This is a genomic window from Corynebacterium callunae (genome assembly GCF_046592015.1).
In the GTDB taxonomy this organism is placed as follows: Bacteria; Actinomycetota; Actinomycetes; order Mycobacteriales; family Mycobacteriaceae; genus Corynebacterium; species Corynebacterium callunae_A.
Genome location: NZ_JAWVOB010000012.1, coordinates 31,534 through 49,473, shown reverse-complemented (window position 1 = coordinate 49,473; position 17,940 = coordinate 31,534). Strand labels below are relative to the sequence as shown.

Genomic DNA, 17,940 nt, shown 5'->3' with positions numbered 1-17,940 from the left:
ATGTTTTCTGTGAATTCCGACTCGACCACCATTGTCGTTTTAGCTTCGGGGACTGGCACCCTTTTACAGTCCCTCATCGAAGCTCAAGGTTCCTACCGCATCGCAGCTGTTGTCTCTGATGTGGATTGTCCCTCACTTGAAAAGGCTAAAGCAGCCGGAATCAAGACAGCCATTGTCAAGCTGGGTGCTGACCGCGCTGCATGGAATGAGGAATTGGCAGATGTTGTCGCCGAGAGCGCGCCGGATCTGGTGGTTTCAGCGGGATTCATGAAAATCCTGGGCGAGGGTTTCCTCTCCAGGTTCCCGCGCATTATCAATACTCACCCCGCCCTATTGCCATCTTTCCCCGGCGCACATGCTGTTCGGGACGCCCTGGCATATGGTGTGAAAGTGACTGGCTCGACTGTGCACTTTGTGGACGCTGGTGTTGATACCGGCCCCATCATTGCCCAAAGAGCAGTAGAGATACTGAGTGGGGATGACGAATCCAGCCTGCATGAAAGAATCAAGCAGGTTGAGCGTAAACTTATTGTGGAAGTCCTGAATAACGTGGAATTTCTCTACAACTCTACTGGAGAGGCTAATCCTTCATGAGCGATGATCTCAAGGCTATTAAACGCGCGTTAATTAGCGTATATGACAAGACAGGTCTGGAGGATCTGGCGAAGGCGCTGCACAGCGCCAATGTAGAAATTGTTTCCACCGGATCCACCGCCGCTAAGATTGCGGAACTCGGAATCCCTGTCACCCCAGTTGATGCGCTCACCGGTTTCCCTGAGTGCCTCGAAGGCCGCGTGAAGACCCTGCACCCGAAGGTGCACGCTGGCATCTTGGCTGACACCCGCAAAGACGATCACATGCGTCAGCTGAAGGAGCTTGAGATTGCTCCTTTCCAGCTGGTTGTGGTCAACCTCTATCCTTTCGCTGAGACCGTAGCCTCTGGCGCCGATTTTGATGCCTGCGTTGAGCAGATCGATATCGGAGGCCCTTCCATGGTTCGCGCTGCTGCTAAGAACCACCCATCTGTAGCTGTCGTGGTTTCCCCGGACCGTTATGAAGACGTTGCTGAGGCACTAAAGACCGGTGGTTTCTCTCGCGCTGAGCGCACTAAGTTGGCTGCTGAGGCCTTCCGCCACACCGCCACCTACGATGTCACCGTTGCTACCTGGATGAGCGAGCAGCTTGCTGCAGACAACACCGAAACCGAGTTCCCAGGCTGGATCGGCAGCACCCACACTTTGGCTCGCAACCTGCGTTATGGCGAAAACCCACACCAGGCTGCTGCTTTGTACGTTGGCAACACCAATGGTTTGGCTCAGGCCAAGCAGTTCCACGGCAAGGAAATGAGCTACAACAACTACACCGACTCTGATGCAGCATGGCGTGCAGCCTGGGATCACGAGCGTCCTTGTGTAGCTATCATCAAGCATGCAAACCCTTGTGGCATTGCAGTGTCCGATGAATCTATCGCAGCGGCACACCGTGAGGCTCATGCCTGCGATTCCGTCTCTGCATTCGGTGGCGTTATTGCTTCCAACCGTGAGGTCTCCGTAGAGATGGCATACCAGGTTGCTGAGATCTTCACCGAGGTCATCATCGCTCCTTCTTATGAAGAGGGCGCAGTGGAGATCCTGAGCCAGAAGAAGAATATCCGTATTCTCCAGGCTGAGGCTCCAACCCGCGCAGGCTTTGAAACCCGCGAGATTTCCGGTGGCGTTTTGGTGCAGGAGCGCGATCTCATTCACGCTGAAGGCGATAACTCCGCAAACTGGACCCTGGCTGCCGGCGAGGCTGTTTCTGAAGAGGTGCTCAAGGATCTTGAGTTCGCTTGGACCGCAGTTCGCGCTGTGAAGTCCAATGCCATCTTGCTGGCTAAGGACGGCGCCACTGTGGGCGTGGGCATGGGTCAGGTTAACCGCGTTGACTCCGCTCGCTTGGCAGTGGATCGCGCAGGCGCTGAGCGCGCAGCAGGTTCCGTGGCTGCATCTGATGCTTTCTTCCCATTCGCCGATGGCTTTGAGGTCTTGGCAGAAGCTGGCGTCAAGGCTGTTGTGCAGCCTGGTGGATCCATTCGTGACAATGAGGTCATTGAGGCAGCCAACAAGGCTGGCGTCACTATGTACCTCACCGGTTCACGTCACTTCGCTCACTAAAACTTTCTGAGTCATAAGTCATAATGGATTTTATGACTCAGATAAGTGGAGCTTTGCTCTTTGCCCCAGCTGGACGCGCTGAAATCATTCCCAAAGCGGCTCGCGCCGATATGGTGATTTTGGACCTGGAAGATGGGGCAGGGGATATCAATCGGGAAACCGCCTATGAGAACATCATTGGCAGTGGCCTGGACCCGGCTCGCACCATTGTCCGCATTGTAGGACCAGAAAGCCCGCATTTTGCAGCGGATGTGGCAATGGTGCAGGCTAGTCAGTTTAATTTAGTAATGCTTCCAAAGGTACAAGGGGATTTACCGGAGGAACTAACGGGGCTCGACATTATCGCCATGATCGAAACTCCCGCGGCGGTAGTAAACATCGCCAAGATTGCAAGCGACCCCAAGGTTATTGGTCTTTTCTGGGGTGCAGAAGACCTCACCACATTTATGGGTGGTACTTATTCACGATTCCAAACCGATGAACCCAATGCGGGATATCGGGATGCTATTCGGTTAACCCGGGCGCTGACACTTATTCACGCAGCTGCCAATGGGAAGTTTGCTATCGATGCCATCCACGCAGATTTCCACGATGATGAAGGGCTCTATGTGGAAGCCCTTGATGCCGCGCGTTCAGGATTTGCGGCTACTGCGTGTATTCATCCGCGCCAGGTAGACATTGTAAGGCGCGCCTATCTTCCGGAATCAGCTCAATTGGAATGGGCTCAGCGGGTAGTTGCAGCAGCTGCGCAACATCCCGGAGCTTTCCAACTAGATGGTCAGATGATCGACGCGCCTTTGGTGGCTCAAGCGGAAAAGATTATTTCGCGTCAGCCTGCTTGAGGAGGTTGAGGGTTTTCTCAACCCTATCCTCTGGCAATGTGGCGCCCAGCACGGCGAGGGAGGCGTCGGCAAGCATAATTGCGGTGTCCGGCAGGGAATCGCCCAGGGGGTTGGGGATGGTGCCGTCGTTGCGGCGCATTTCGATCGCGGACATCGTGATGTGGAAGGGCAGTTCTACGCGGGGGTCATCGCCGACGATTTCGGTGGCGAGGTCGCGGAAGACTGCCGTGAGGGCGTCACGCTGGGCGTGGTACTCGGCGAACTCCTCGGAGGCTGCAATAGGCAGCTGGTAGAGGCGTCCTACATTCCACTTGGTGGAGAGCAGGAGGCGCACCTCAGCAGCCACAATTGCCCACAGGCGAAGCTCAGGGCCTGTGTCAAGGGAGTTGAGATCCTCCGCTAGCACCGTGGAAGGTTCCACGGTGGACTTAAGGAGGGTCAAGAAGATTTCCGTCTTCGAAGGGAAGTGGTAGTAAAGGGATGCTTGTCGGATTCCCACCGCATCAGCAATTTGGTGAGTGGACGTTGTTGCAAAGCCCTGACGGGTAAAGAGCTCAGCGGAGGCATCCAAAATCTCCTCCCGAGGGTTCTTTCCCGAACGTCGCGGAGCTGATCTCCGGGGGCGTCCCACTGCTCCTGCCATGGCTTCACTTCCTTTAGAAATTTATATTGAACAACCGTTACCGGTCTAGAAGAGTTTAGCCACTTAACAGAAGAAGTTGCTATTTGCCCCCCTAAAACTCCCTGGCCTCGATTGATCGGATGACTTCCGAGAGCAAACGAGCCGCAGCACCAAAGGTTGCACGCTGTAGTGCGGGGAGTTCCCAAGCTGTGGTTTCTTTATCGTGGATATGGTCCATCCACCGCTTTGACTGCAAGCTTAGTGCAGATTTCCAGACCTGAGTTAAAGCGTCTGTTTCATCGTTGGTCAAGACGCCACGGGCATCGATCAGGCGCTGTGCGGTGGTAGGCGCTAAAGAGCCTGCTCGGTGCGCTGCCCAGCGGGCGATCTTGACGGTAGGAATCATCAGATTCTCGCGCACATTGACCACCATGTCTAATGAAGGCAGACCCTCATAAGTCTCCACCGCAGGCGGACGGGAATCCAAGGCATCGCGCAAGAGCGCCTTCTCATCCACATTTGCAATAGAGGCAACCCAAGTGCCGGCGTCTAGGAAGGCAGCGGGCTCCTCGCCAGCGCGCGCACGTGCCTCCCATTCCTCACGGGTAGTCGCACCGATTGGCTCGGCGACAAAGCCGATTTCCGTCAATAGTGCAGCGATCATGGGATTGGGGTCTGCTTCATGCTTCTCGACGACCGCCAGCCACCGCACGGGTGAGGTAGGTAGTGCGTCTCCACGCCCCACGGGGCCGGTGAGAACTACATTGGCCGCCAGGCCAGGGGAGTGCAAGGCATCGGTGATCACCTGAGACAGCCACCCAGCCAGCTCTGCTGGATCTTCGCCGTGGTGGAGTGCATTACTAAGTAGGTCTAAGGATTCTGTGAGCACACCCCGAACGGTGGCAAGATCAGTGCATTCGGGGGCGCTCTCTGCGAGATCGATCAATGAGGGGTGGAGCACTGTGGGATCCTTCTATGAGCCAGATTGCTTGTCGTTTTAAAGTTACACTGTGCACCGAACATAGAAAGAACCGCCTATTCCTATTTGCATAGGAACAGGCGGTTCTGGAAGTCGCTGTTACGTTATTCCCAGTCTTTAGCGGCTGGTGAACGGCAGGAGAGCCATCTCGCGTGCGTTCTTCACGGCGGTTGCAACCTCGCGCTGCTGCTGCGGGGTCAGACCGGTGACACGACGTGAGCGGATCTTGTGGCGGTCGGAGATGAACTGACGAAGGGTGTTGATGTCCTTGTAGTCAACCTTCTCGATGCCCGCTGCCTTCAGCGGGTTCTTCTTGGGGCGGCGGGTCTGCTCAAGGCGGACGCGCTTAGCGTTGTTACGCTGCTTCATTGGAAAACTCCCTTACCAGCTGGACTTACGAACGCCCGGAAGCTCACCGCGGTGAGCCATCTCGCGCATACGGACACGGGAAACACCGAACTTGCGCAGGTAACCGCGTGGGCGGCCATCCTGTGCGTCGCGGTTACGAACACGAATCTGTGCAGCATCACGAGGCTGACGGTTCAGTTCGAACTGTGCATCCAGACGATCCTCGTCAGAGGTGTTTGGGTTACGGATAATAGCCTTGAGCTCAGCGCGACGCTCCGCGTAGCGGGCGACGATTTCCTTGCGCTGCTCGTTCTTGGCGATCTTTGACTTCTTAGCCATTGATTATCGCTCCTCGCGGAATTCGACGTGCTTACGGACTACCGGATCGTACTTCTTAAGAGTGATGCGATCTGGGTTGTTGCGCTTGTTCTTACGGGTGACATAGGTGTAACCAGTGCCAGCAGTAGACTTTAGCTTGATGATGGGGCGAATATCATTACGTGCCACTAGATTTTCTCCCCACGTGCGCGAATCTGAGCGATAACGGCTTCGATGCCGTCGCGGTCAATGACCTTCAGACCCTTGGTGGATACGGTCAGGGTGATGGTACGACCCTCGGAAGGGACGTAGAACTTACGACGCTGCACGTTGGGGTTCCAACGGCGGGAAGTGCGTCGGTGCGAGTGTGAGACAGACTTGCCGAAACTCGGCTTGCGTCCCGTTACCTGGCAATGTGCCGACATAACTTACTTTCTCCTAGCCGCCCACATTCAGTTAGAAGACGCGCCGCACCGGAGACACCGGGGCGCGAGCATGCCAGCTGACGGGGCGATAACGAATATTTACGACAACAGCAAGGGACAAGTCTACATATCATGGGGCGAAACACCTAATCGCCTTTGTAGGGCCGTTTAGTGGCGGGAAATATACGGTGTCTAATAGGTGCTCAAAAGAGCCAATCTATAGTGGATTTTTAGTTATCCCGCAACAGGTGTAAGGTATTGGAGGTTCATTGCCAAATTCTCGGCAGTGCATACTTACCGAACCCAACTCGGGCACGATCCGCAAAATGCTGGAACCGACCTGAAGTTTCTATCCTGAGGGAATCGAGAGTAAATGAAAAAGGATATCCACCCTGACTACCATGCGGTAGTCTTCCAGGACGCAGGTACTGGCTTCCAGTTCCTGACCAAGTCCACCGCCACCAGCGACCGCACTGTGTCCTGGGAGGACGGAAATGAGTACCCACTGATCGTCGTTGACGTCACCAGTGAGTCCCACCCGTTCTGGACCGGCGCTCAGCGTGTCATGGACACCGCTGGTCGTGTTGAGAAGTTCGAGCGTCGCTTCGGCGGCATGGCTCGCCGCAAGAAGAAGGCATAGGAGGGAAACCAATGGCAGTTCCAAAGCGCAAGATGTCACGTGCTAACACCCGTATGCGTCGTTCCCAGTGGAAGGCTGACAACGTCACCCTTCAAGAGGTCAAGATCGACGGTCAGACCGTTCGCATCCCACGCCGTCTGGTAAAGGCAGCTCAGCTTGGTCTCGTAGACGTAGAGCAGTTCTAATACAACCAAATACTTATTACTCTGTTAATAGAGCTTAAGAATTTGATAAGTAGCCAGTCGCTCCCCAAAAATTGGGGGTAGCGGCTGGCTATTTTGCTATGCGAAGGTGTTAGCATATGCGAAACTGATTAGATCGACATTAATTAAGGTGTCAGTTTTTGCATGCTTAAGTTCGGCGCATTGCCTATTGCGAGAAGAGTAAAAATGAAGATTTTGGTGGTTGATGATGAGCAGGCTGTACGCGAATCACTGCGTAGGTCACTTACCTTCAACGGATACAACGTGGTTCTCGCAGAGGATGGCATCCAGGCCCTCGAGGTTATCGAGAGGGAACAACCTGGTCTGATCATTCTGGATGTCATGATGCCTCGTATGGATGGGTTGGAGGTATGTCGTCATCTGAGAAGCGATGGCGATGACCGCCCAATTCTTGTTCTTACCGCTCGAGACAATGTTTCTGATCGCGTGGGCGGCCTCGATGCTGGTGCGGATGATTATCTATCCAAGCCATTTGCTTTGGAAGAACTGCTTGCACGAGTGCGTTCTTTGGTGCGTCGTTCTGCCGCAGAATCTAGTCAAGCTTTGGTTGATCACACAGAGCTTACTTTTGGTGATTTGCGCCTGAATCCAGAAACTCGCGATGTAACCCGCAATGGCCGTGTTATCAGCCTTACGCGTACTGAATTCTCATTGCTGGAACTACTCATGCAAAATCCTCGCCGAGTACTAACCCGCTCTGCGATCTTGGAAGAAGTTTGGGGCTATGATTTCCCAACTTCTGGTAACGCACTTGAGGTTTATATCGGCTATCTGCGTCGCAAAACTGAGAAAGAGGGCGAAAGCCGTTTGATTTACACCGTGCGAGGGGTGGGATACGTTTTGCGGGAGACCGCTCCGTGACATTACGTCGCATTGAATTAGACAACGGAGAAAAAGTCAGCAAGGAGCCTCATGAACCGGGAGGTTGGAGCCATTCAACCTCCCTGCGTTGGCGCCTTTCGCTCCTTAGCGCCACTCTCGTAGCGATCGCAGTCGGAATTATTACGATTGCTGCCTATTGGACGGTTTCCTCCTTTTTGACAGCCGCAGTTGACCGCGATCTTGAACAAAAGGCGGAGACCCTACTTAGTCGCGCCCAAGATCCTAGCTTTTATGCAGATGTGGATGAAGAACTCGGAACTCTTAAGGCTTATAACACTGGTTTAAGAGTTGCATTCGCCCCACCGCATTGGGATTTTGTTGTGGGCGATAGCATTGCCCTGCCGACGAGTATTGTGTTGGAAAATTCGCAACCGGGTACGCAACTACTAAATACGTCTAACGAGCGCATTTTGGTAAAAAAGGATGAATCTGGTGCTGCGGTAATTCTCGCTAAGGATATTGCGAGTACACACCGTCTCAACTCAACTTTGGGTATCCTCCTCCTCACCATTGGTGGTGTGGGAGTGTTGGTTTCAATTTTTATTGGATTTTTTATTACCAATGCTGGCTTGCGGCCTTTGGTTCGCCTGCAAAACGCGGTGGAAGAAATTGCCCGCACCGATGATCTCCGCGCCATTCCAGTGGTGGGAAATGATGAGCTAGCCAGATTGACTGTCAGTTTCAACGATATGTTGAAGGCACTACGTGAAAGTCGTCAACGGCAATCACAGTTTGTTGCAGACGCCGGCCATGAGCTGAAGACACCGTTGACCTCGATGCGTACCAATATCGAGCTGTTGATGATGTCTACACGTCCAGATATGCCTGCAATTTCTCCTCAAGATAGAGAAGATCTTGAGCGTGATGTTAGGGCGCAGTTGACGGAGATGTCTACGCTGATCGGCGATCTAGTTGATTTGGCTCGTGAAGAAGGCTCAGAGGCTTCTGAAAAGGTACAGCTTGAGCATGTCCTTGATACAGCTTTAGGCCGTGTCGCCAGCCGCCGCTTGGGTGTAGAAATCAAGATCACAGAATCAATGCCGTGGACGGTGAGCGGTGATGAATTTTCACTCACACGTGCCTTGGTTAATGTTCTGGATAATGCCATCAAGTGGTCTCCAGAAAACGGAGTCGTCCGGGTTGCTATTAAACCGTTATCAGAGGACTTTGCCCGTATCACGGTGGAAGATTCAGGCCCGGGAATTTCTCCCGATGAGCGTGAACTAGTGTTTGAGCGTTTTTATCGGGCAGTTCGCTCGCGCTCGATGCCGGGCTCAGGATTGGGCTTGGCAATTGTGTATTCAGTTGTTAAGCGCCATATGGGTAATTTGGAGGTCTCTGAATCTGATGATGGAGGCGCGAAAATAATTATCGATTTGCCTGGAACCCCTGGCAGAGACTTTGAAAGCTAACGCGATTAAACCACTAAAGAGCTCACAGGAAGTGCTCAGATTTCTTGTAGTAGCTCTCCAGCCAGGAAGTTCATAATCATGAGCATGACAAATTCATTCCCCGGAGAAAACCCAGAACGCTCCGAAAACTCCACCAATTCTTTTGAGCCAGTGCGTAGCCCTTATCCTCAGTGGGGAACTACTGAGAATGAAACTCAGCAAACTTGGACCAGCTGGGAAACCAAACAAGAGCAGTTGACCCCAGAACCTAAGCCAAAGAAGACCATTGGACTTGGTTCTGCTTTAGCGCTCATGCTCGTTGGATCAGTTGTTACCGGCAGCGTGGTCGGCGTCGCAAGTACTCAATTCGATTCTGATTCCACACCAGTCAGTGCACTAGATCAACCAACCGTGCAGCGCACCACCAACGCTGAACCAGGCTCTGCAGAACAGGTCGCCGCCGCAGTATTGCCTTCTGTGGTTTCAATTCAAGCAATTTCCCGTACCTCTGCTTCTGAAGGCTCCGGCTCCATTATCTCCTCTGACGGTTATGTGATGACCAATAACCATGTGGTCGCAAGCGTCGAACAAAGTGGTGTCCTGCAAGTCACCTTGAACGATGGCACCACCAAGGAAGCGGACTTCATCGCCGGTGACCCATCTACGGATATTGCAGTTATTAAGATCAGGGATGTTTCCAACCTGCCAGTAATGAGCTTTGGTGACTCTGACGCTTTGGGCGTTGGACAATCCGTAATGGCTATTGGCTCTCCTCTGGGTCTGAGCTCCACAGTCACCACGGGTATTGTTTCTGCATTGAACCGTCCGGTGCGTGCCTCCGGCGAAGGTGAGGAATCTTCCCTCATTGACGCCATTCAGACCGATGCTGCTATTAACCCCGGCAACTCTGGTGGACCTTTGGTCGACATGGAGGGCAATTTGATCGGTATGAACTCAGTGATCGCTTCTGTGTCTACTACCAGCGATACCTCCGGTTCCATTGGCTTGGGTTTTGCAATTCCATCCAACTTCGCCAAGCGTGTTGCTGATCAGCTTATTGAGACCGGTACTGCTAGCCAGCCAATGCTGGGAGTGCAGGTCAGCAATGATGAATCCGTCTCCGGTGCGTTGATTGCTACCGTGCAAGATGGTGGACCAGGTGCTGCGGCTGGATTGCAGCCAGGTGATATCGTTACCAAGCTTAATGAGCGTGTGATCGATAGCGCAGATGCATTAATTGCAGCTGTTCGTTCCCAAGACTTTGGTGAAACTGTTACCCTCACACTTACTGATCCAAACACCTCGCAGACTCGTGAGGTAGAGGTTACTCTCACCAGTGAGTAGGTTAGTTAAGTAACGCCTAAGCGTTGAACATTATCGATCGTTAGCGAGGAACAATGAGCCAGTATCCGCTGGGAATCATCACTGATGTGGTGGAAACTAGAAGCCCACTTCCAGATGTTGAACCAGATCCGGAGTATTTAAAGGCTACTGAGCAGGAATTTGTACAGTCCTCGCAGCGTCGAGCCTTGGTGGTTTTAGTCCGGGATCACGCTCCTGAGGATGATGAAACTGGTCGCCTGGTCTCAGAGCTGCTGGTCGAATCTGGTTTTAATGTTGATGCGGTGGTTCAGGTTCGTTCCAAGAAGTCGGAAATTCGCCAGGCCATTGAAACGGCAGTGGTAGGTGGCGCGGACCTAGTCTTAACCATTGGTGGGGTAGGAGTAGGCCCTCGCGACAAAACCCCTGAAGCAACCAAGGCAATCTTGGATCAACATCTGCCCGGTATTGCGCAGTCCTTGCGTTCTTCTGGAATTGCCTGCGGCGCTGTGGATGCCTGTGTATCCCGCGGAATCTCAGGAATCTCCGGATCTACGGTTGTAGTGAACCTGGCGCCTTCACGCTCTGCAATTCGCGATGGCATGGCAACGTTGACACCATTGGTGCACTTTGTCGTGGATCAATTGCGCACTTCTATTGTTTAGGCGGTGAGAGTTGTGGGAATGCAACGTCGTCGAGCTTTTCGCCCCTCAGATGCCACGGATTATGATCGGACCGCGGATAAACCTGAGGTGGTTTCAACCAATGAGGAAGAGCGTGAAGTTAACCTAGATCCTGAACAGGTCGAGCAGGTCAGTGGAGATGAGTTCTGGAAGGAACAGTTACCTCCGCACTACAACTAGACCCAAATAGAAATACAAACAGAAAAAGCGCCGTGAAAATTCACGGCGCTTTTTGCATCTCAAGGGAGATTACTGCAGACGCTTCTGCTCCTGGAGCAGGTCGCGAATCTCGGTGAGGAGCTCTGCCTCGATGGAAGCTGGTGCTTCCTCGTCCTCTTCTGCGACACCCTTGCGCTTTGCAAGAGCCTCGTTGAGCTTGTTCATTGGAGCAATCAGGATGAAGTAAACGATTGCTGCAATGATGAGGAAGTTGATGATGGCGGTGATAACTGCGCCGAAGTCAACGAAGGTAGCGGCATTGCCGGAGCGGATCTGGAAGCCCAGTCCGCCAACCTCGGTGCTGCCAACTGAAGCGATCAGTGGGTTGATGATGTTGGTGGAGAAAGCAGTAACGATTGCGGTAAAGGCAGAACCGATAACCACAGCGACGGCAAGTTCAATGACATTTCCGCGGAGAATGAAATCTCTAAAACCTTTAAGCATAGTAGTGCTCCTGTTTTTGTTGAGTACCTAAGTGACAAATGAACTGTATCGAAGATATTGCAATTTGGGCAGGTTTGTTAACATCAGCCCGCGCGCTCGCCACTTAAGACCACCGCAAGAGGAGAAGTGAGCGAAGTGGCAGCAACTTCTTCGGCAATGGATTTTGGCAAGGCGATCAAAATAGTGGATTGCTCGGCCTCGCTCACTAAAATTACCTTTCCACCTGCTGCAATAGTGCGAGCTTGGCCACTTTCAGGTACCTGTGACACAACCGAAATGGTGTCCCCGTGGTGCAATAGGGGGATAACGGAAGGGTCGGCAAGTTTTAGGGGAACCATGTTGACTTCCTCTTCTGGAAAATTTTTTGAGACATTGCCCACAAGTGAATTTGTTAATTCTGCACCAAGGAAGCGTGGACTAGTGGCTATTTCTCCAGTACTCAATGTTGAAGCAGCTACCAAGCCAATGACGGCCTCGGGATCAACCAAAGCATTGTCGGGGACAAAAGATTCGGGAACGCTAGCCAGCTCAATATCGGCAGCGGTAATTGCGGACCCTGCCGGAACTTCGCGCTGAATGATCACCACCTGAGGATCAGTGGAGAGTAAAGAATGTGCCGTCACAAGTGCGGCGGTGGCTACTAAAAGGGCAGCTATAAAACGCCGGATAAATAAGGTGCGACGCCAGCCAGGGGTACTGAGAGTATTTTTTAAGTCCATACCTTGTTGGACTGTTTAGAATGCTCCCAGGTTCCGAATGCCAGCGGGGGTAATGATGATATGCACGGGGCGATCATGCTCTTCCACTGGAATATCATCGAGAATCTCTCCGCTAAAAAGGAGAGTAAGAACTTCAGCCTTGACTCCCGTAGCAAGCGCACGATCATAAAAGCCACCGCCTTTGCCCATTCTGATGCCAGTGGGGGTAACCGCGAGTGCGGGTGCAATGATCACATCACACATCTTCAAGGCTTCTGGCCCTAACCGAGTTCCAGTGGGCTCTTGAATGCCAAAGGCTCCTGGGCTCAGACTCTCAGGGCCTTCATAGAGAGCCCAGTCTAAGCGTCGGTCTTCCAAAGAAACGGGAAGTATTAGGGCAGAGATGTGCCTGCGGATCTCGTCGATAAGCAAATTGCCACCGGGTTCGGTGGTGCCAGGCACGTACGCTGCCACCAGTTTTGGCTTTTTTGCGGCGAGATAATGAGTGAGATTGGCAAGCAGCATCTCATTTTCTTTAGCGCGGTGGGTGGGATCCATTTCGGCGCGATTTTTGAAAAGTTGGGCGCGCAGCTCCTGTTTGGCCTGGCTCATACTTCTAAGGATATCCCTTTATTTCGGAGGGGCACGCCTAAGTTAATTTCTGCTACGGGTACTGTTGTTTGCATGAGTTTGCCTATCGATGAGCACGTCAACGCTGTCAAAACCGTTGTTGTGCCTGCTGCGGGAATGGGAACCCGATTCCTGCCGGCTACCAAAACCGTGCCCAAAGAGCTGCTTCCAGTTGTTGATACCCCCGGTATTGAACTAATCGCTGAAGAGGCCGCAGAGCTCGGGGCTACCCGCCTCGCCATCATTACCGCACCCAATAAAGCGGGCGTTATGGCGCATTTTGATACTTTCCCGGAGCTGGAAGAAACCCTGGCGGAACGCGGAAAAATGGAGCAGGTGCGAAAGGTTCGCAGGGCTGCCGAGCTGATTAAGGCTGTGCCAGTAACCCAGGACAAGCCCCTTGGTTTGGGTCACGCCGTTGGCTTGGCTGAAGCTGTGCTCGATGATGATGAAGATGTGGTTGCTGTCATGCTGCCTGATGACCTGGTGCTTCCCACTGGCGTCATGGGCCGCATGGCACAGGTGCGCGCCCAGTTCGGTGGCTCTGTACTCTGTGCCGTAGAGGTCGATGAAGATGAGGTAAGCAATTACGGCATCTTTGAAATCGAGGCAGATACTGACTCCGATGATGTGAAGAAGGTTAAGGGAATGGTGGAAAAGCCTGCCGTTGCCGATGCCCCCTCACGTTTTGCGGCTACCGGCCGCTACCTGCTGGATCGCCAGATTTTTGACGCCCTCCGTCGCATTACCCCCGGGTCCGGCGGCGAGCTGCAGCTCACCGATGCTATAGATTTGCTTATCGACGAAGGACACCCCGTCCACATCGTTGTGCATAAGGGCAAGCGCCATGATTTGGGTAATCCTGGCGGATATATTCCTGCCTGCGTTGATTTTGGATTGTCTCATCCGGTTTATGGTGCGCATTTGAAGCGTGTCATTAAGCAGATTTTGGCGGAGCATGAGGCAAACGACGTTTCTGACGTAAAATAGCTGCCTGTTCCGTTAAGGAGGACCGTAGTGCGATCAGTCGAACAACAGCTTTCCATCGTTACCCAGGCAGCGGTGGCGCCTGAACCTGTGCGTATCGCCATTGCTGAGGCTTTGGGATTAATGTGCGCCGAGGAAGTTCAGGCGACCCGTGCGCTGCCAGGTTTTGCGCAAGCAGCGATTGATGGCTACGCGGTCCGTGCAGTTGATGTGGGCGGTGAAAAGTCGCTCAGCCGAGAGCTGCCTGTTGCACCTCCAGAGAAATCTCTCCCAGTGGTAGGTGAGGTAGCTGCAGGTTCCCAGCAGCCTTTGCGTCTGCAGCCAAAACAGGCTGTTCGTGTGCAAACCGGTGCGCCTTTGCCCATGTTGGCCGATGCCGTTTTGCCGATGGCTTGGTCTGATCGCGGTTCTAAGCGAGTAACCGCGCAGCGTCCGGTGCGTTCGGGTGAATTTGTGCGCAAAGAAGGCGATGATATTCAGCCTGGTGATATCGCAGTGAGCTCCGGCGCAATTTTGGGTCCTTCCCATATTGGTTTGCTGGCTGCCGTAGGTCGCTCCAAGGTGTTGGTTTATCCACGCCCGCGCATGTCCGTAATCTCGGTGGGTGCCGAACTTGTTGATATTGATCGTCGACCTGGCCTAGGTCAGGTTTATGATGTCAATTCCTATTCCCTCGCAGCCGCCGGTAGGGAAGCAGGGGCCGATGTTTATCGCTATGGCATTGCTGCCGGTGAACCCCGCCGCATCAAAGAAATTATTGAATCTCAGCTGCTGCGTGCTGAGGTGATTGTGATTTCCGGTGCCGTTGGTGGTGCTGGTTCCGAGGGCGTGCGCGAGGTTTTGCGTGAACTTGGTGAGATCGATACCGAGCGCGTGGCCATGCATCCAGGATCTGTTCAAGGTTTTGGGCTTTTGGGTGAAAATAAGATCCCGTGTTTCCTGCTGCCTTCTAACCCGCTTTCCGCCCTGGTTATTTTTGAAACTTTTGTCCGGCCACTCATCCGCATCAGCTTGGGCAAAAGCAATCCCACGCGCCGAGTGGTTCGTGCGCGTGCGCTTAATCACGTGGCTTCGGTGGCTGGGCGTAAAGGTTTTATCCGTTCCCGCCTGATGCGCGATGCCCAAACCCAGGACTACCTGGTGGAGGCTCTCGGTGGCGCAACCGGTGCACCTTCACACCTTTTGGCTGGTCTGGCCGAGGCGAATGCCATGATCCGCATTCCAGAGGAAGTAATAGAAATCCGTCCTGGTGACGTGGTTGATGTGATCTTCTTGGCACAGGGTAGATAAGAGTGGTTGGAGAGTTAACCCACAAGGCTGCTCCGCACTATAGGCATCCGGGGTGGCCAGAGGCAACGCCCACGGTCACCTTGCTGTCAGGAGCACGGTTGCGTTTGCGACCGCTAAGGTGGGGTGATTTCCGCGCCTGGTCTGATCTGCGCATGAAGGATATGGAATTCCTCAAGCCCGTAGAACCCACTGTGCCAACTAGCTGGAGTGAGGCGCATTCCCGTTTAGCCTGGTGGGACAATATTAGATATTTGTCCAAAGCAGCGCGCAAAGGTTCCATTGTGCCCCTGGCCATAGAGCTCGATGGGCGTTTTATCGGACAGCTCACCATCGGCAATATCCAACATGGAGGCATCTCCGACGCCTGGATCGGTTATTGGGTTTATAGCGGGGCGACCGGGCGGGGAGTGGCCAGCGCGGCCTGCGCGCTGGGCGTTGACCACGCTTTTCGACGAATTGGCCTGCATCGTTTAACCGCTACTTATTTACCCAGCAATCCAGCTTCGGGGCGCGTCCTGGCGCATAGTGGTTTCCGCGAAGAAGGCTTTTTAAGGCGTAATCTGCATATAGATGGCAAATGGATGGATCATCATTTTGTTGCCCTAGTAGCGGATGAATATTCCACTTCAGCGGTCGAAAGATTAATCCTTGATGGCCGTTTATTGCGTTAAACCCCGGCGTGGCAGCCCTGGGGCTTCCATGCAAAAGGTTAACCTCGTTACAGATTCCTTGCACCCGTCTCGGAAGGTTAGGTGCTTCACGTGTCCGGATTTCTCATAATCGGCCTCATCATTGTGATGTGGCTCGTTGTGCTCGTCCCTCTACTTTTGCGTAACCAAAAACCCATTTCAAAGGCCGGAGAAGCCTTTGATGATACCCGGGTGATTCTGGAGGGCGGCAGTTCTGTTCCCACCAGGCGCCGTCCTCGTCTAACGCAGGACACTGCCGCAGAAGAGGTGGAGGAACAAGACGGCGATGAAGATGACTATGAGATCGTCGATTCACCTAGCATTTTCCGCCACCGCAAGGATGAGACTGCGGAAATTCCAGTAGCAGAAGCTGTGGAAGTTGTGGAAGAGGAAGAACCAGAACCCTCCGAGGAATTGATCAGCGAAGATCACTATGACTTCGACGATGCCTACAACACGCCTCTGGATCATATGCACCCAGCTGCGCGGGCTCGTGCATTGGAAGAATTCCAGGTGGAGGAACCACAGGAAGAGATCGCAGAAGACGCAGATGTATCTGCGGAACTGACCCAGGAGGATGTCGAGTTTGCCGAGCGTCGCCGAGGACGTGGCTACTTTGACCCCCAGGCAGATCGCGAATTTGCACAGACCCAATATGCACGCCGCCAAAGGACACTGCTGGGACTGGCAGCACTTGTGGTAGTTACCGCCATTTTGGGCTTTGTCTTGGGTGGATGGGTGTGGCTGGCACCAGTTTTGGCGCTTGCAGTAACCGCCTTGTATCTGTCTGCTCTGCGGAGCCAGGTGCGCGCTGAAAATGCACTGCGTGCGCGCCGAATTCGACGCCTGCGTCGCTCACGGATGGGTGTGCGACACTCGGAGGATCTTCCTTCCCGTCTGCGTCGCCCGGGTGCTGTGGTGTTGGAACTTGATGATGAATCCCCAGACTTTGAGGATCTGCCCACCCTGATGCAGGTTGAAGAAGAGCAGCCAGCACCACGTTCTATTCGTCGCGTTAGTTAATCTGCCCTGAACTAAGTCTGTGTCCCGAAGCTGAGGTAGTCTATCACACATGGATAAACCAGTCGTGAGGGATGCAGCCCTGCTGATTTTTCGCGCTGTGCTAGGTGTGATCTTTGTGGCGCACGGGTGGGAAAAGCTTTTTATCGCCGGCATTACCAAGACCACCGGACAGTTTTCTGCATGGGGAGTACCCCAACCTAAGCTTTCAGCCTGGATTACTGCCATCGCTGAATTATTGGGTGGGGGTTTCCTCGTAGTGGGGCTACTTACTACTTTTGTCGCCGGTGCGATGGCCCTGCTTATTGCTGCAGCGATGTACTTTGTGCACCTAAACGCCGGATTTTTTGTCACCGATGGTGGCATTGAATATCCCTTGTTGTTATTGGTCTCCTTATTAATGATTGTGGTTTTTGGCTCTGGTAGAGCCAGCGTTGATGGAGTCTTAACGCGTGGTTGACTGTAGTGCTATTCAGGCAGCGCTTTCGGCTCGCCTAGATGGTGAACCTGCAGGAATCCCCGATGAGATTATCGATGCCCATCTGGCCAATTGCGCTGACTGCCGGAATTTTTATGAGCGCGCTGCGCAGCTAAATCGCATGCTGAATTTCAGCGTCACGCCCACCACGCCTCCAGATCTTTCTGAGATCATCTTGGCGGAGGTGGAGCCAGCCTGGCGGCGCCATGCAAATGCGCGGGTAGTGTGGACCATTCTTTCGCGGGCGGCAGCGGTAGCGCTGGCGGTGTTGTACCTCGCCTGGGGCATTAATATGCTCGGCGAGGCGACGTCGATAAGCATCCAAGAAGACCCGTTCAGCTCGCGCTTAATCGCCGAGGGCGCGGCGCTGCGCATCGGTTTGGCAGTGGGGCTTGGTTTTGCGGCGTGGAGGCCGCGGTTGAGTGCCGGGCTGCTGCCGGTTTTTGCCACCATGTGGACTTTTAGTATGGGTTTTGCGGCGCAGGATCTGGTGTCTGGGCGCGCTGATTTTGACACCGTATCCAGCTTGATTTTGCTCTTTATTTCCACCGCGGTGCTCTTTATCGGGTGGATAAATACGCTGGATAATGGCACTCTTTTGCGCACTTGGCGCTCGATTAACGCCACGCCAGCCTAAATAATCCCTAAGCTTGGCGCT

Annotated in this window: 25 protein-coding genes; 16 read left to right on the top strand and 9 right to left on the bottom strand. The window is 53.5% G+C overall.

What is annotated here, in order from left to right:
- The 3 genes from purN to SFC07_RS12270 are packed head-to-tail and all read left to right on the top strand — an operon-like array spanning position 1 to position 2,995.
- The gene (gene purN / locus SFC07_RS12280) at positions 1-594 is read left to right on the top strand and encodes a phosphoribosylglycinamide formyltransferase (protein ID WP_411208599.1); all 594 of its coding nucleotides are present in this window, start codon (positions 1-3) and stop codon (positions 592-594) included.
- Complete coding sequence (gene purH / locus SFC07_RS12275) at positions 591-2,153, top strand: bifunctional phosphoribosylaminoimidazolecarboxamide formyltransferase/IMP cyclohydrolase (RefSeq protein ID WP_411208598.1); 1,563 nt, start codon at positions 591-593, stop codon at positions 2,151-2,153. The genes purN and purH overlap by 4 nt, the downstream gene beginning before the upstream one ends.
- 32 nt (positions 2,154-2,185) lie before the next feature.
- Positions 2,186-2,995, top strand: a complete 810-nt coding sequence (locus tag SFC07_RS12270; RefSeq protein ID WP_411208597.1) for an HpcH/HpaI aldolase/citrate lyase family protein — start codon at positions 2,186-2,188, stop codon at positions 2,993-2,995.
- Here the strand turns inward: SFC07_RS12270 and SFC07_RS12265 are convergent.
- The 6 genes from SFC07_RS12265 to rpmB form a co-directional block, all read right to left on the bottom strand.
- The gene (locus tag SFC07_RS12265) at positions 2,973-3,638 is read right to left on the bottom strand and encodes a TetR/AcrR family transcriptional regulator (protein ID WP_411208596.1); all 666 of its coding nucleotides are present in this window, start codon (positions 3,636-3,638) and stop codon (positions 2,973-2,975) included. The genes SFC07_RS12270 and SFC07_RS12265 overlap by 23 nt on opposite strands.
- A gap of 91 nt (positions 3,639-3,729) precedes the next feature.
- Entirely contained in the window at positions 3,730-4,578 is an 849-nt protein-coding gene (locus SFC07_RS12260) for a hypothetical protein (RefSeq protein WP_411208595.1), read from the bottom strand.
- Between the two features lie 135 nt (positions 4,579-4,713).
- On the bottom strand, positions 4,714-4,965 hold the full coding sequence (rpsR, locus tag SFC07_RS12255) for a 30S ribosomal protein S18 (RefSeq protein ID WP_003858407.1): 252 nt from the start codon (positions 4,963-4,965) through the stop codon (positions 4,714-4,716).
- Between the two features lie 12 nt (positions 4,966-4,977).
- Entirely contained in the window at positions 4,978-5,283 is a 306-nt protein-coding gene (rpsN, locus tag SFC07_RS12250) for a 30S ribosomal protein S14 (protein ID WP_411208594.1), read from the bottom strand.
- 3 nt (positions 5,284-5,286) lie between these two features.
- Positions 5,287-5,451 (bottom strand): 50S ribosomal protein L33, encoded by a 165-nt coding sequence (gene rpmG, locus SFC07_RS12245; RefSeq protein WP_006063179.1) that lies wholly within the window; start codon positions 5,449-5,451, stop codon positions 5,287-5,289.
- On the bottom strand, positions 5,451-5,687 hold the full coding sequence (gene rpmB, locus SFC07_RS12240) for a 50S ribosomal protein L28 (RefSeq protein WP_015650713.1): 237 nt from the start codon (positions 5,685-5,687) through the stop codon (positions 5,451-5,453). Before rpmB ends, rpmG begins: the two co-directional genes overlap by 1 nt.
- A 373-nt stretch (positions 5,688-6,060) precedes the next feature.
- Here rpmB and SFC07_RS12235 point away from each other — a divergent pair, with 373 nt between their 5' ends.
- From SFC07_RS12235 to SFC07_RS12205, 7 genes are all read left to right on the top strand, one after another.
- Positions 6,061-6,327, top strand: a complete 267-nt coding sequence (locus tag SFC07_RS12235; RefSeq protein ID WP_015650714.1) for a type B 50S ribosomal protein L31 — start codon at positions 6,061-6,063, stop codon at positions 6,325-6,327.
- A gap of 11 nt (positions 6,328-6,338) precedes the next feature.
- The gene (gene rpmF / locus SFC07_RS12230) at positions 6,339-6,512 is read left to right on the top strand and encodes a 50S ribosomal protein L32 (protein ID WP_411208593.1); all 174 of its coding nucleotides are present in this window, start codon (positions 6,339-6,341) and stop codon (positions 6,510-6,512) included.
- A 204-nt stretch (positions 6,513-6,716) separates the two neighbouring features.
- Positions 6,717-7,412 carry a response regulator transcription factor gene (locus tag SFC07_RS12225; protein ID WP_411208637.1) on the top strand — a complete coding sequence of 232 codons (696 nt, stop codon included), beginning with the start codon at positions 6,717-6,719 and terminating at the stop codon, positions 7,410-7,412.
- A complete protein-coding gene (locus tag SFC07_RS12220) occupies positions 7,409-8,845 on the top strand; it encodes an ATP-binding protein (protein ID WP_411208592.1) in 1,437 nt (478 codons plus the stop codon). The genes SFC07_RS12225 and SFC07_RS12220 overlap by 4 nt, the downstream gene beginning before the upstream one ends.
- A gap of 84 nt (positions 8,846-8,929) precedes the next feature.
- Positions 8,930-10,168, top strand: coding sequence for a S1C family serine protease (locus SFC07_RS12215; RefSeq protein ID WP_411208591.1), 1,239 nt, complete (start codon positions 8,930-8,932; stop codon positions 10,166-10,168).
- Between the two features lie 53 nt (positions 10,169-10,221).
- A complete protein-coding gene (locus SFC07_RS12210; protein ID WP_411208590.1) occupies positions 10,222-10,809 on the top strand; it encodes a molybdenum cofactor biosynthesis protein B in 588 nt (195 codons plus the stop codon).
- Positions 10,810-10,827: 18 nt separating this feature from the next.
- Positions 10,828-11,007 carry a hypothetical protein gene (locus SFC07_RS12205; RefSeq protein ID WP_411208589.1) on the top strand — a complete coding sequence of 60 codons (180 nt, stop codon included), beginning with the start codon at positions 10,828-10,830 and terminating at the stop codon, positions 11,005-11,007.
- Between the two features lie 69 nt (positions 11,008-11,076).
- Here the strand turns inward: SFC07_RS12205 and mscL are convergent, their stop codons facing one another.
- The 3 genes from mscL to SFC07_RS12190 all read right to left on the bottom strand — a co-directional run bounded on the left by mscL (position 11,077) and on the right by SFC07_RS12190 (position 12,800).
- Positions 11,077-11,490 carry a large conductance mechanosensitive channel protein MscL gene (gene mscL / locus SFC07_RS12200; protein WP_411208588.1) on the bottom strand — a complete coding sequence of 138 codons (414 nt, stop codon included), beginning with the start codon at positions 11,488-11,490 and terminating at the stop codon, positions 11,077-11,079.
- A gap of 83 nt (positions 11,491-11,573) precedes the next feature.
- Positions 11,574-12,209, bottom strand: a complete 636-nt coding sequence (locus tag SFC07_RS12195; protein ID WP_411208587.1) for an SAF domain-containing protein — start codon at positions 12,207-12,209, stop codon at positions 11,574-11,576.
- A 15-nt stretch (positions 12,210-12,224) separates the two neighbouring features.
- Positions 12,225-12,800 carry a 5-formyltetrahydrofolate cyclo-ligase gene (locus tag SFC07_RS12190; protein WP_411208586.1) on the bottom strand — a complete coding sequence of 192 codons (576 nt, stop codon included), beginning with the start codon at positions 12,798-12,800 and terminating at the stop codon, positions 12,225-12,227.
- A gap of 72 nt (positions 12,801-12,872) precedes the next feature.
- Between SFC07_RS12190 and SFC07_RS12185 the strand changes: the two genes are divergently transcribed.
- From SFC07_RS12185 to SFC07_RS12160, 6 genes are all read left to right on the top strand, one after another.
- The gene (locus tag SFC07_RS12185) at positions 12,873-13,808 is read left to right on the top strand and encodes a UTP--glucose-1-phosphate uridylyltransferase (protein ID WP_411208585.1); all 936 of its coding nucleotides are present in this window, start codon (positions 12,873-12,875) and stop codon (positions 13,806-13,808) included.
- A gap of 27 nt (positions 13,809-13,835) precedes the next feature.
- Positions 13,836-15,095, top strand: a complete 1,260-nt coding sequence (gene glp, locus SFC07_RS12180) for a gephyrin-like molybdotransferase Glp (protein ID WP_411208584.1) — start codon at positions 13,836-13,838, stop codon at positions 15,093-15,095.
- Between the two features lie 2 nt (positions 15,096-15,097).
- Positions 15,098-15,766: a GNAT family N-acetyltransferase gene (locus tag SFC07_RS12175; protein ID WP_411208583.1), complete on the top strand. Its 669-nt coding sequence runs from the start codon at positions 15,098-15,100 to the stop codon at positions 15,764-15,766.
- A gap of 90 nt (positions 15,767-15,856) precedes the next feature.
- Entirely contained in the window at positions 15,857-16,807 is a 951-nt protein-coding gene (gene glpR / locus SFC07_RS12170; protein WP_411208582.1) for a gephyrin-like molybdotransferase receptor GlpR, read from the top strand.
- A gap of 49 nt (positions 16,808-16,856) precedes the next feature.
- A complete protein-coding gene (locus SFC07_RS12165) occupies positions 16,857-17,264 on the top strand; it encodes a DoxX family protein (protein ID WP_411208581.1) in 408 nt (135 codons plus the stop codon).
- Positions 17,257-17,919: a zf-HC2 domain-containing protein gene (locus SFC07_RS12160; RefSeq protein ID WP_411208580.1), complete on the top strand. Its 663-nt coding sequence runs from the start codon at positions 17,257-17,259 to the stop codon at positions 17,917-17,919. The genes SFC07_RS12165 and SFC07_RS12160 overlap by 8 nt, the downstream gene beginning before the upstream one ends.
- Positions 17,920-17,940: the final 21 nt, after the last annotated feature.